Raw genomic sequence first — 12766 nt, 5'->3', positions numbered from 1 at the left:
GAGCAAGCTCGCTCCCATAGTTGATCTCAGTTGATTTCCCACTGGCGGTGTATCAGCCATTGAGGACCGTACGCACCATTCGGGTCAGTGATTCAGGCCCGTAGGGTTTGCTCAGCAAATGCGTGTCGGGGCTGAGTTGGTGGTTGCGCGAGATAATGTCACGGGTATGCCCGGAGGTGAACAACACCGCCACCGGAGGATTCTGCACTTTGGCCCAGGCGGCCAAGTCCGCGCTTTTGATCAGACCGGGCATGACCACGTCAGTGAAAATCAGATCCACCGCCGTGCCCTCCAGCAACATCTGCATCGCCTGGTCGCCGTTGGCCGCTGTCAGCACCTGATAGCCTTCTTCGCGCAACAATTCCACCGCCGAGGCGCGGACCGCTTCGTTATCTTCGACCACCAGAATGCTTTCGTGCCCGCCGCGCTGCTGCGCACTATGCTGCGTGATTTCACTGGGCGCCGCTCGCAGGCTTCGCGGAAAGTACAACTGCACCCGAGTGCCTTGTCCCTCGGTGCTGGAAATTTCGATGTGTCCGCCACTCTGTTTGACGAAACCGAACACCATGCTCAACCCCAACCCGGTGCCCTGGCCGTCGGCCTTGGTGGTGAAAAACGGTTCGAAGGCCTGCGCAAGCACCTGCGGCGGCATGCCGACACCGGTGTCTGTCACCGCGACACACACATAGTCGCCGGCCACGATGCCCTTGCCCGCACAAAACTGCTGGTCGAGGGTGATGTGCTCGGCGTTCAGACCGATGGTCCCCTCTCCTTTCATGGCATCACGGGCATTGATCGCCAGGTTGAGAATGGCGTTTTCCAGTTGATTGCGATCCACGAAAATATGCCAGGGATCATCCGGGGCACTCACCTTGACCTGCAGGGTTTCCCCCAGCGCCCTTTGCAGCAGTTCCGCCAGATCATCGAAGACCTGCCGTGGAATGCACACCGCTGGCGACAGTGGCTGGCGGCGGGCGAACGCAAGCAATTGCGACGACAGTTTCGCCCCACGTTCGACCGCGGCAATGGATGCACTGACCCGACGCTGCACATTGGCGTTGTCCGGTTCGTGCCGAGCCAGCAAATGCAGGTTGCCGGCGATCACCTGCAACAGGTTATTAAAGTCGTGGGCCACGCCACCAGTGAGGCCTCCGATGGCTTCAAGTTTCTGCGATTGGCGCAGTTGTTCTTCGGCGGCCAGCCTCGCGTCCACTTCGTCAGCGACGCGCTGTTCCAGGTTGCGGGTGAACCTGAGCAAGGATTCTTCGGCGGACTTGCGTTCATGGATGTCGATCAATACGCCAGGAAAGCGGAATGGCTCGCCCTGTTCATTGAACTCGCAACAACCGCTCGCCTGCACCCACAAGTAAGTGCCGTCCGGGCGCAGGACGCGATACTCGGCATTAAAAGGCTCGCCGGTTTCGACAGATTGATTGACTTGTTCCTGTACCCAACTGAGGTCGTCGGGGTGAATCTTCGCTTCGGCGACCTCCGTCGGCAGGTTGGTCAGGTCCTGATCGGCGGGATAGGAGAAGGTCCGGGCGAAACGCTCGTCGCCAGAGAGCCGGTTGGCCTTGATGTCCCAGACGAACGAGCCGAGCAAGGCACCGGCATTGAGTGCCAGGCGAACCCGCTCATTGTCGGCGCGGTAGGCGTCTTCGGCGGCCTGGCGGCGGCGCTCGGAAATCACATGCTCGGTCGTCTCGACCACTATCGCCATGACCCCGGCAGGCTTGCCTTCGTCATTGGCCACGGGGCTGTAATAAAGATCGAGCCAGACGTCTTCGGGAATGCCATCGCGCAGCAGCACCAGTTCTTTATTGCGGTAGGACAAGGTGCCGCCCGCCAGGCAGGTATCGACCACGTTCCGATTGAATTCGGCCACTTCCGGCCAACCCAGTTCCACCGGGGAGCCCAACAGGTATGGGTGGCGGCCACCGGCAAATTCGGAGTAGGCATCGTTGTAGATCATGTACCCGGCGCGGCCCCAGAGCATCACCAGCGGCAGTGGCGAGGCCAGCATCAATTGCACTGTGCTGCACAGGCTCGCGGGCCAGGTGTCGAGGCTGCCCAGTTCGGTCTGGCCCCAGTCGAACGCACGAATGCGCCCGGCCATTTCGCCGTTCCAGCCGGCACACCCGTGGCTTTCGTCTAGAAACTGCATTGACTGGCTCTTAGTCCCTGTAGGTGAACTGGCTCAAGGGATCGCCGCAGTGTGGAGACGGCGCGGCCCGTTTGTTTCGAGCATCGCCGACGTCAAATGGTTTCATAGAGGTTAGCTGATACTTCGGGTCTTCTGCGCTCCCCCTTTTCACTGTGGGAGCCACTTTTTCGCATTCAGCGGAAATCCCGGCTGCGCACGCTGATGCCGTCGAGCAATGAGCTCAGGTCGCTCAAGCGTCCGGCAATCAGGTGGCGAACCTCGCCTTCCTTTTCCCAGCGGCCATCGACCTTGAGCAATTGCGAGCCGACCAGGACCTGGCGTTGCCGCTCAGCCAGGTCGCGCCAGACCACCACGTTGACGTTGCCAAACTCGTCTTCCAGGGTCACGAAGGTCACGCCACTGGCGGTGCCCGGCCGCTGTCGCCCCGTCACCAGCCCGGCGACACTGACCGGCCGCCCGTGTTCGACCGTCATCAGTTCGTGCGAACTGCGGCAACGCCGGGCTTTCAGTTCACCGCGCAACAACGCCAGCGGATGCGGGCCGAGGGTGGTGCCGACACTCGCGTAATCGGCTTGCAGGTCTTCGCCGACGGTGGGTTTGGGCAACGCCACGACGTCCTCTTCCTGACTTGGCAGGCCGACGAACAAACCGAGTTGCTTTTGCACCCCAGCCACCTCCCAGCGTGCCCGATGCCGGTCGCCGGCCAACCCGCGTAACGCACCGGCATCAGCCAGTTGCTCCTGGGCGCGGGCATCCAGTCGTGCACGCTCGCCGAGGTCGGCGATGTCGACAAACACCCCGCGCGCGCGCGCAGCTTCGATGCGCCGGGCATCGTCTTCGCGAAAGCCCTTGATCATCCGTAACCCCATGCGAATCGCCGGTTGCCCGACGGTTATCGGTTCGAGGCTGCAATCCCAGTCACTGGCGCGCACGTCCACCGGGCGAATTTGCAAATGATGCCGGCGCGCGTCCTGGAGAATCTGGTCCGGGCTGTAGAACCCCATCGGCCAGCTGTTGATCAGCGCACAGGCAAAAGCCGCCGGCTCGTGGCATTTCAGCCAGCAACTGGCGTAGGTCAGCAAGGCGAAACTGGCGGCGTGGGACTCGGGGAAACCGTAGCTGCCGAAGCCTTTGATCTGCTCGAAGATCTGCGCGGCGAACTCGGCCGTGTAGCCGTTTTTCTTCATCCCGGCGGCCAGCCGATCCTTGTGCGGTTCCAGCCCGCCGTGGCGCTTCCAGGCCGCCATGGAACGCCGCAACTGATCGGCCTCGCCGGGGCTGTAGTCGGCGGCGACGATGGCGATCTGCATGACCTGCTCCTGGAACAGCGGCACACCCAGGGTGCGCTTGAGCACCGCTTCAAGTTCCGGGGAGGGATAGGTTTCCGGCTCTTCCTTGTTGCGACGGCGCAGGTACGGATGGACCATTCCCCCCTGAATCGGGCCCGGACGGACGATAGCCACCTCGATCACCAGGTCATAGAACTTGCGCGGCTTGAGCCTGGGCAGCATCGACATCTGTGCCCGGGACTCGATCTGGAACACGCCAATGGTGTCGGCATGGCCAATCATGTCGTAGGTGGCCGAATCTTCGGACGGGATCGTCGCCAGACTCAGGTCAAGGTTACGGTGGCGACGCAGCAGATCAAAACAGCGGCGGATGGCGCTAAGCATGCCCAAGGCCAGAATATCGACTTTGAGCAGACCGACCGCGTCGAGGTCATCCTTGTCCCACTGAATGATCGTGCGCTCGGCCATGGCGGCGTTTTCCACCGGCACCAGGCTGTCCAGCGGCTGCTCGGAAATCACGAAGCCACCGGGGTGCTGCGACAAGTGTCGAGGGAAGCCGATCAACTGTTGGGTCAGGCTCAAGACCCGGCGCAGCACCGGGCTTTCGGGGTCGAAACCGCCTTCCAGCAGGCGTACCACGGGCGGTGCGGTATCACTCCAGTGGCCGCAGCAATCGGCCAGCGCATTGATCTGGTCCGGCGGCAAACCCAGCGCCTTGGCCACGTCACGCACCGCGCCGGCCGCGTGATAAGTGCTGACCACCGCCGTCAATGCCGCGCGGGTCCGGCCATAACGCTGAAACACGTACTGCAGGACCTCTTCGCGACGCTCGTGTTCGAAATCGACGTCGATGTCCGGCGGCTCGTTGCGCTCCTTGGAGAGAAACCGTTCGAACAGCAACGTGGTGCGATCCGGATCGATTTCCGTGATGCCCAAGGCAAAACACACCGCCGAGTTGGCCGCCGATCCCCGCCCCTGACACAGAATGTGCTGGTCGCGGGCGAACCGCACAATGTCGTGCACCGTCAGGAAGTAGCTCTCGTAGCCCAGTTCGGCGATCAGCTCCAGCTCTTTGTCGATCTGCGTCAGGACCGCCGTTTTCGGGCCTTTGGGCCAGCGCCATGTAATGCCCTCATCCGTCAAATGACGTAGCCAGGACGTGGCTGTCTGACCTTGCGGCACCAATTCCCGTGGGTACTGATAACGCAACTGCCCGAGGTCGAAGGTGCAGCGCCGGGCAATGGCCAACGTTTCATCGAGCAAGGCTGGCGGGTAGATCGATTGCAAAACCGCCAGGCTGCGCACATGCCGCTCGCCATTGGGATGAAGGCGCAGCCCGGCTTCGGCCACCGGCAGGTGATGACGGATCGCGGTCATGGTGTCCTGCAAGGCGCGCCGGCCACGGGTGTGCATGTGCACATCGCCGCTGGCCACTGCAGGAATACGCAGTTCCCGGGCCAGGGTCAGCAGCGCCTCCAGGCGCCGGGTATCGTCCTGGCCACAATGCAACTGGACGCTCAGCCACAGGCGTTCGGCGAAGGTCTGTTGCAGCCAGTGGCCCTGTTCGACGTCATCGACCGTGTCCGGCACCCACAACGCCAACAGCCCCGGCATCGGCTCGCTGAAGTCTTCGCGCAACACCTGATACTGACCTTTTTGCGTGCGACGTCGCGCCCGGGTGATCAGCCGGCACAGGGTCTGGTAGCCCTCAAGGTTCTCCACCAGCAGCACCAGCTTCGGGCCGTTCTCGATGCGGATTTCGCTGCCGATGATCAGTGGTAGCTCCACCGATTTGGCCGCTTGCCAGGCGCGGACGATGCCGGCCAGGGTGCATTCATCGGTGATCGCCAGCGCCTGATAGCCGTGCTTTTTCGCCCGTTGAAAGAGTTCGAGGGCGCTGGAGGCGCCACGCTGGAAGCTGAAGTTCGACAAGCAGTGCAACTCGGCATAGTCGATGCTCATGCGAACCAGCCTTGCAGCCACAGCGGACCGCCCTCACCCACCGCCCGATACGCCCAGCCTTGCTGGCCAGAACGGGTTTCGATCAGGTAGTAATCCCGACGCACGTCGGCGCCGTCCCACCAGCCGGATTCGATGCGCTCCGGGCCCATGAGGATGCGTGTCGAGCTTTCGTGGATCGCCTGCGGTTGCGTCAGCAACCAGCCCGGACGCTGCACACCCGGCAACCCCGCGCACAGTTGACTGTCGACCCGCGCCTGCCACGCGCACTCTGGGCGGTGATCGGCCTGGAAGCGCAAGCCGTGCACCGCCTCATCGCCGAGCCGCGCGCGCAAGCGTTCGCGCAGTTGTTCCCAGGGCAAGGATTGCTGCGGGCGGTCGTCGAACAGCTCCTGATACTGCGGGACGAAGGCCGGCAAGTCTTCGGCACGCAACCGAAAACCGCGCACAGGGGCTTCGACCTGTACCTGCTCCAGTCGCCCTCGCGCCAGTTCGAAGAGCATCGCCGGATCGCGCTCGGCGCTGAGCAGGCCGACCTTGATCACCGAGTCCGGCAGGCCGGCGTGTTCCAGGTGCAGGTCGAAACGCTGCACGCCGCTGTCCCGACCGCAGAGAAAGGCCGACAGATCGCCGGTCAGCCGGCGAAGCGGAAACAGCAGCGCCTGATGGGACTGCACGTCGAAATTGAGCTCGATGCGCACGTCGAAACGGTCCGGCGGCAGGTAGAACGCCAGGGCCAGTCGGCGCGCCCCCGTCAACGCGTCCAGGTGCTTGAGCACCTGGGCTTCGAAACGTCGGGCGAGGCTCTGTCGTGGCAGCGCCTGGACCTGACTCAAGGTGCGCAAGCCCATGCGCGACAACGCCGTGGCAACGCCGGGCTCCAACGCGATCCGGTCGACAGGCAATTGCCCCAGATGGTGCTGCAAGGCGTCGCTGTCCGGCACCACCAGCCCGTCATAGACATTGGCCAACACCCGCGCGGCCACCGGGTTGGGCGCCGCGACGATCCGATGACGAAAGCCCAGCTCGCCGAGCTCGGCACGCAACCGCGCCTCGAAGGTTGGCCAAGGCCCGAACAAGCCCAGGCTGGACTCGATTTCAAACACCACGGCGCGCGGGTAATGCACGCTGACCTGAGAGCTGAAGCGATAGGCCCACGCGGCCAGGAACTGTTGCCAGTGTTCGATATCGGCGGCATCGTATTCAGCCGTGGCAAAGCCTTTGCTCAAGGCCTGGGCGGCGGTCATCGACTGCCCCGGACGCAAGCCCAGCGCCCGCGCCGACGCATTGACCGCCTGCAACACCCGGCGCTGCGCCGGGCCGGTCAGCAGCGCCAGCGGCTCATCGGGATCGGGGCGCTGACGCAGCACCGCGTCCAGCGCCAATTGCGGGAAAAGAATACAAACCCAGCGCATGGCAACCTCAATGCCCCATGGGGAAGGCAATCGGCGTCGAACACGCAAGGCCGCCCCGGCACTTGAGCACGCGCAATTGCGCGGGTCTGGCGTCGATGGCAATGCGCAGGGCGGCGGGCGAAGGATTGACGGCTTCATGGATCGAGCGGTAGGCGAACGCCAGGGTCGAACCGGTTTCCGCCGCCACCTGCAAACGGCGCAACGCCCGGTCATCGGCCTTGTGCGGCCAGCACAGCACGGCGCCACAACTGCCCGAACGCAGGCATTGTTCCGCGGCCCACAAGGCATCGCGCTCGCTGGCCTGGATGACCGACAATTGGCGCAGATCGACCCCTGCGTTCTGCCAGGCCTGGGGATACGGCACGTAAGGCGGCGCCACCAGCACGATGCGCTCGCCCGCCGCCGACAACCGTGCCAGTGCCGGCCACACCAGTTGCAACTCGCCGACGCCCTGCCCGGCCAGGAGAATTTCGGTCAGCGCCGCTTCCGGCCAGCCCCCGGTGGGCAACGCCGCATCCAGCGCGGCATGCCCGCTGGGTTGCGGGCTGACGGCCGGTGGCGCAGGCCGGCCCTTCCAGACCTGGCCGCCATTGAACAGCGTATCCAGCGCAACGACGGCGCCCATCACCCTTGCCTCACCAGACCGCAGAACACCCCTTCGATGGCGAGGTCCTGACCCGGCTGCACGATGATCGGCTGATACGCCGGGTTGCGCGGCAACAGGCGGACCGTGTCACCGGCCCGCTCGAAGCGCTTGATGGTGACTTCGCCGTCCAGTCGCGCCACCACGATCTGGCCATTGATCGCTTCCGGGTTGCGTCGCACGCCCACCAGATCGCCGTCGAGAATGCCGTCCCCGATCATCGAATCACCCTGAACCCGCAGCATGTAATCCGGCACCCGCGAGAAGATCGACGGGTCCAGCAGCAATCGGCTGTGCACCTCGGCATCGGCCCCGATCGGCGCCCCTGCCGCGACCCGGCCGAGCACCGGAATGTCCAGCAACTCGGGGCGCGCCGGTTGCCCAAGCAGACGAATGCCACGGGCCTGATGCGGGTTGACCTCGATGAAACCGGCGTCGGTCAGCGCCAGCACATGCTTGCGCGCCACGCTGCGGGAGGCAAAACCAAAGGCCTCGCTGATTTCAGCGAGGCTCGGGGACTGACCGTGCTCCGCGATTCGGTCGCGGATAAAGGTCAGGATGGCGGTACGGCGGGGAGTTAAAGTCGTCATGGAGTACATTTGTACTCTTTTGCCATTTTCCTGGCAAGGACTTGTAGCAGCGGGATCAATCAGCTCAACCCTCGGGACGCCAGAAACCCTGCGATGTAATCGATAAACGCCAGCACCTTCGCGGTCGCCCGTCGATGGCTCGGGTACACCGCCAGAATGTGCGGGCCAAAGCTGTCCGGGTCGATGTCGTAGTCGGCCATCAGTTGCACCAACCGGCCATCGGCGATGTACGGCGCGGCACTCCACAACGGTGTGTGCAACAAGCCGCGCCCGGCCAGTGCGTTGGCCAGCAGCAGATCGTAATTGTCGCTGCGCAACCGCGGATGGGGCGGCTGCGGCAGGCTCAGGCGTTGCCCGTCACGCTCGACCCACCAGAATTCGCGGCTGAGCAGCGGATGGCGGTATAGCAGCCATTCGTGGTCATCGAGGGTCTGCGGGGTGACCGGCAAAGTCTTGCGCGCCAGATAGGCCGGGCTGCCGCACAGCGCCAGGCGATTACTGCCGACCACGCGGGCGATCAACCCCGGCAAATCATCATGGCCTTCGCGCAACGCCAGGTCATAGCCGCTTTCCAGCAGATTGACGAACTCATCGCACAGGTCCACCTGCAGATTGATCTGCGGGTATTGCTCGAGAAAACCGCCACACACTTGATCGAGAAACGCCTGCCCATAGGCGAGCGGCGCGGTGATTTTCAGGTTGCCGCGCAGGCCATGTTGCAGCTGTTCGATTTCTTCGCCAGCCTCCTCCAGCCGCTGCAACACCTGGCGCGCGGTTTCCAGATAGAGACGCCCGGATTCGGTCAGCAGAATCCGCCGGGTACTGCGCTCGAACAAGCGCGCGCCAAGTTCGGCTTCCAGATGGTTGACCGCTTTGGTCAGGGCTGACGGGGTCTTGCCCAGTTGCTCGGCGGCACGGCTGAAACTGCCCAGTTGCGCCGTGACCACGAACATTTTCAATGCACCCAACTTGTCCATACTTTTTCCATTCCGGCAAAAACGTTTTTCGTGAGGAAGGCGTTCTGCTGCGCACAAGCTGCCACTAATCTGGCCATCAGACGCAATAACAAGGAAACATTCAATGAAAAGATTCATCCCGAATCTCTTGATGGCCGCTGTTAGTTTTGCCTCGATGGAAGCCATGGCAGCCACCGATCTGGTGCTGATCAACGGCAAGATTTTCACCGCCGACCGTGCCCAACCGAAGGCACAGGCGTTGGCGGTACAGGACGGCAAGGTGCTGCAAGTCGGCAGCGATGCACAGATCAAAGCCTTGATCACGCCACAAACAAAAGTGGTGGATCTGGGTGGTAAAACCCTGATGCCTGGCCTGATCGACACCCATTCCCACGCGATCTTCGGCGGTCTGGAAATGGTCTCGGCCAACATGGAAGACGAGGTGGTCGAGCTCGATGAACTGGAAAAACGCCTGCGCGGCTGGCGTGACGACGGCAAGGCCAAACACGGCGATGTGTTGACCATCGCCGGCATGAGTTCGGTGTATTGGGCCAAGGCCGAAGCACTGGGCAAAATATTCAATAACGGTGAATGGGCCAACGTGCCTGTGGTGTTCACCGGCAGCGACCACCACACGGCCTGGGCCAACGATTTCATGCTCAAGCGCGCCGGGATTGATGCCGCGCTGCTCAAGTCTTTGCCCGCCGCCGAAGTGGACACCATCGGCAAACGTGCCGATGGCACCCCCAACGGTTTCCTGGTGGACGCCGGTTGGGACCGGGTGTCCTCGAAAATACCCGTGCCGAGCTCCGCCGACATGCTCAAGGCCGCCCAATCGGCTGTGCGCTACAACAACAGCTTCGGCATCACCGCCTGGATGGACCCCGCCGCCAATGCCGCGCCCGGCGAACCGCTGTTCGCGCTCAAGCCCACGGAGAAAACCGTCGGCGTGCTGCCGGCCTACAAAGCCCTGGCCGAAGCCGGTGGCATGACGGTCCACGTAGCCGCCCTGTTGGTGGCCAACTCAAAAAGCGTACCGGCCGATCTCGAGACGCTGGACAAGGTTCGCCAGCAATTTCAGGACATCCCCAACCTGACCCTGCCCGGCGTCAAGATCTTCGCCGACGGCGTGATCGAATTCCCGGCCCAGAGCGCGGCGATGATCGACCCTTACAACAACTCGCACAAACAGGGCGAGCTGCTGATCGATCCGAAGCATTTCGGCGAACTGGTCAGCGCCATCGACCAGCGCGGCTGGCTGGTGCACATCCATGCCATCGGCGACCGCGCGGTGCGGGAGTCGCTGAATGGTATCGAACAGGCGCGCAAGGATCGCCAGAGCGGCGTGACGCACTCGATCACCCACCTGCAAATCGTCAACCCGAAGGAGTTTGCGCGGTTCAAACCGCTGAACGTCATCGCCTCGATGCAACTGCTGTGGGCCTCGGCCGACGACTACACCACGGACATGATCAAGCCTTACGTCAGCGCCCTCGCCTTCCGCTATCAATACCCGGCGCATTCGCTGCTCAAGCAAGGCGCGACCATCGCGGGGGCCAGTGACTGGCCGGTGTCGTCGCCCAATCCGTGGAATGCCATGGCCCAGGCCATCACCCGTGTCGGCCCGATGGGCGTGCTGAACATCAAAGAAGCCGTGGATCGGGAAACGATGTTCTACGCCTACACCGCGAATGCCGCGCGAACCATCGGTCTGGAGAAGCAGATCGGTTCGCTGGTTGCTGGCAAGCAAGCGGACTTCATCGTGCTCGACCGTGATGTTTTTACCGTCGACAACAAGGCCCTGAGCGACACAAAAGTGCTGCAAACCTGGTTTGCCGGGCGCGAAGTCTACGCACCGACCCTCTAATAAAAACCCGCTGTAACCCGCTGCCCGATCCCGTGTTCAAGACCGGGATTCGGCGCCGCTTTGCCACAAAAAACTGCCCATAACAATCACAATATCGGGACTGCATTCATGAAAGTTTTCACCCTGCTCGCCCTTGGTTCCTTGAGTCTGCTGCCGTTGAGCAGCCAGGCCATCGTCTTGAATGACGACTTCTCCGTATTGGTGGACCTGACCCTGGCGAGCGACTACCGCACCCGTGGTATTTCGCAAACACTCAATGACCCCGCCGTGCAGGCCGGTGTGACCCTGGCTCACAGCACGGGGTTGTACATGGGTGCCTGGAGTTCGAACGTCGACTTCGGCGGCGGCCTGAAAACCCGTCAGGAAGTCGACTACTACGGCGGCTGGCTCTGGGAAGCGACCGAGGACGTCAACCTCGACATCGGTTACCTCAAATACACTTACCCGAAAGAAAGCCAGTTCAACCAGAGCGAGGTCTACGGCATTCTCAGCGTCTACGGGGTGAAGCTTGGCGCCTATTACTCCGACGATGCACCGGGCATCGACAGCAAGCAGAACTCGCTGTACAGCTATGTCGGTTACGAAACCCAATTGCCGTATGACACCGGCCTGAAACTGCGCTACGGCAACATGGACTTCAAGGACCCGCACCTGTACTCGAGCTCGGGCCATGCCGAAGACTCGTACCGCGAATGGGAAGTCAAACTGACCCACGAACTGGCCGGTGTGATGCTGGGCCTGAGCTACATCGACACCGACCTGTCGAAAAGCCAATGCACCAGCAACTGGGGCTACGACGACCTGTGCAGCGCCACCGTGGTGGCGAGCGTCAGCAAGTCCTTCTGACCCACGCCAATTCCCTGTGGGAGCCAGCTCGCTCCCACAGGATCGCGTTGAATCTGATGGTTCAGCGGCGTTTGAGGATCTGGTCCATCACCCAGTCGGTTTTCAACGCTTCCCCGGCCACCGCCGGATGCTGCGCTTGACCGCGAAGGTGTGCGTTCATGCCCAGCACGTGATGCCACTGGATGTGCTCGTGATGGTCGATGTGCAGGCTGAGTTGCTCATCTGCGTGAAGCTGCACCGGGTGTTCATCGAACACCGAAAAGCTGATCCGCCCTTGGCTGCCGATCACCTCGACCCGATCCTCGCGCCGGTCAGCGACGAAGTTCCAGCAGCCCATGCCAGTCGCCCCCGAAGCAAACCGCCACGTAGCACTGACTGCATCTTCGGCGGCATACAGCCCGGCCTGTCGCGCGGTGAAACCGGCGACTTCGGTGATGTCGCCGAGCAGGTACTGGAACAGGTCCAACCCGTGGCTGGCGAGGTGGGCGAAGTAGCCGCCGCCGGCAATGTCCGGGTCCGTGCGCCAGTTGTGTGAGCCGCCCAGGTCGACTGGCGACGGGGCTTTGGTGAGGGTCCAGGTCAGGTGCCGGACCTCGCCGATCCGCCCGGCTTCCAGCCACTGCCGCACTGGCTGGAAGCGCGGCAGCGAACGTCGGTAGTAGGAAACGAACAGCTGCAATCCGGCGTCGGCAAAGACCTGTCGCATCTCGCGGCTTTGCCCGGCATTCAGCGACATCGGTTTTTCGACGCAGCAATGTTTGCCGGCGGCGGCCACCATCAGGCTGTAGGCGTGGTGACTGTCGGGCGGTGTGGCGATGTACACCGCATCCACCTCGGGGTCATTGATCAGTGCTTGCGCGTCGGTGTACACCCGGGCGATGCCATGGCGCGTGGCGTAATCCGTCACGGCCTCCAGACGCCGCCCCATCACCGCCACCAGTGCCGAACCGGGCGCCTTGTAAAAGGCTGGCCCGCTCTTGCGCTCGGCAACGCTGCCACAACCGATCATGCCCCACCGCACCACGTCCATGTTCAAC

At 62.8% G+C, this 12766-nt stretch carries 9 protein-coding genes; 2 read left to right on the top strand and 7 right to left on the bottom strand.

The features are described 5' to 3' along the window. Nucleotides 1–52: 52 nt before the first annotated feature. From J2X66_RS20435 to J2X66_RS20410, 6 genes are all read right to left on the bottom strand, one after another. Nucleotides 53–2164, bottom strand: a complete 2112-nt coding sequence (locus tag J2X66_RS20435) for an ATP-binding protein (RefSeq protein WP_310267649.1) — start codon at nucleotides 2162–2164, stop codon at nucleotides 53–55. A 173-nt stretch (nucleotides 2165–2337) separates the two neighbouring features. After that, entirely contained in the window at nucleotides 2338–5415 is a 3078-nt protein-coding gene (locus tag J2X66_RS20430; RefSeq protein ID WP_310267646.1) for an error-prone DNA polymerase, read from the bottom strand. Continuing rightward, nucleotides 5412–6827, bottom strand: coding sequence for a DNA polymerase Y family protein (locus J2X66_RS20425; protein WP_310267643.1), 1416 nt, complete (start codon nucleotides 6825–6827; stop codon nucleotides 5412–5414). Before J2X66_RS20425 ends, J2X66_RS20430 begins: the two co-directional genes overlap by 4 nt. 7 nt (nucleotides 6828–6834) lie before the next feature. Further along, complete coding sequence (imuA, locus tag J2X66_RS20420; protein ID WP_310267640.1) at nucleotides 6835–7452, bottom strand: translesion DNA synthesis-associated protein ImuA; 618 nt, start codon at nucleotides 7450–7452, stop codon at nucleotides 6835–6837. Next, complete coding sequence (lexA, locus tag J2X66_RS20415; RefSeq protein WP_310267637.1) at nucleotides 7452–8069, bottom strand: transcriptional repressor LexA; 618 nt, start codon at nucleotides 8067–8069, stop codon at nucleotides 7452–7454. The genes imuA and lexA overlap by 1 nt, the downstream gene beginning before the upstream one ends. 50 nt (nucleotides 8070–8119) lie before the next feature. Beyond that, entirely contained in the window at nucleotides 8120–9037 is a 918-nt protein-coding gene (locus J2X66_RS20410; RefSeq protein WP_310267634.1) for a LysR substrate-binding domain-containing protein, read from the bottom strand. A gap of 103 nt (nucleotides 9038–9140) precedes the next feature. Between J2X66_RS20410 and J2X66_RS20405 the strand changes: the two genes are divergently transcribed. Beyond that, nucleotides 9141–10883 carry an amidohydrolase gene (locus J2X66_RS20405; RefSeq protein ID WP_310267631.1) on the top strand — a complete coding sequence of 581 codons (1743 nt, stop codon included), beginning with the start codon at nucleotides 9141–9143 and terminating at the stop codon, nucleotides 10881–10883. 108 nt (nucleotides 10884–10991) lie between these two features. After that, nucleotides 10992–11729 (top strand): TorF family putative porin, encoded by a 738-nt coding sequence (locus J2X66_RS20400; RefSeq protein WP_310267629.1) that lies wholly within the window; start codon nucleotides 10992–10994, stop codon nucleotides 11727–11729. 61 nt (nucleotides 11730–11790) lie between these two features. Here the strand turns inward: J2X66_RS20400 and J2X66_RS20395 are convergent, their stop codons facing one another. Next, entirely contained in the window at nucleotides 11791–12759 is a 969-nt protein-coding gene (locus tag J2X66_RS20395) for a Gfo/Idh/MocA family oxidoreductase (protein ID WP_310267626.1), read from the bottom strand. Nucleotides 12760–12766 lie beyond the last annotated feature (7 nt).

Origin of the sequence: Pseudomonas sp. 3296 (assembly GCF_031456615.1) — a bacterium.
In the GTDB taxonomy this organism is placed as follows: domain Bacteria; phylum Pseudomonadota; class Gammaproteobacteria; order Pseudomonadales; family Pseudomonadaceae; genus Aquipseudomonas; species Aquipseudomonas mucoides.
This window is presented reverse-complemented; position numbering and strand designations above follow the sequence as displayed.

Bases quoted from the DNA above. Each gene is read 5' to 3' on its own strand.
- J2X66_RS20435 (WP_310267649.1), bottom strand. From the start codon at position 2,164: ATGCAGTTTCTAGACGAAAGCCACGGGTGTGCCGGCTGGAACGGCGAA.
- J2X66_RS20430 (WP_310267646.1), bottom strand. From the start codon at position 5,415: ATGAGCATCGACTATGCCGAGTTGCACTGCTTGTCGAACTTCAGCTTC.
- J2X66_RS20425 (WP_310267643.1), bottom strand. From the start codon at position 6,827: ATGCGCTGGGTTTGTATTCTTTTCCCGCAATTGGCGCTGGACGCGGTG.
- imuA (WP_310267640.1), bottom strand. From the start codon at position 7,452: ATGGGCGCCGTCGTTGCGCTGGATACGCTGTTCAATGGCGGCCAGGTC.
- lexA (WP_310267637.1), bottom strand. From the start codon at position 8,069: ATGTACTCCATGACGACTTTAACTCCCCGCCGTACCGCCATCCTGACC.
- J2X66_RS20410 (WP_310267634.1), bottom strand. From the start codon at position 9,037: ATGGACAAGTTGGGTGCATTGAAAATGTTCGTGGTCACGGCGCAACTG.
- J2X66_RS20405 (WP_310267631.1), top strand. From the start codon at position 9,141: ATGAAAAGATTCATCCCGAATCTCTTGATGGCCGCTGTTAGTTTTGCC.
- J2X66_RS20400 (WP_310267629.1), top strand. From the start codon at position 10,992: ATGAAAGTTTTCACCCTGCTCGCCCTTGGTTCCTTGAGTCTGCTGCCG.
- J2X66_RS20395 (WP_310267626.1), bottom strand. From the start codon at position 12,759: ATGGACGTGGTGCGGTGGGGCATGATCGGTTGTGGCAGCGTTGCCGAG.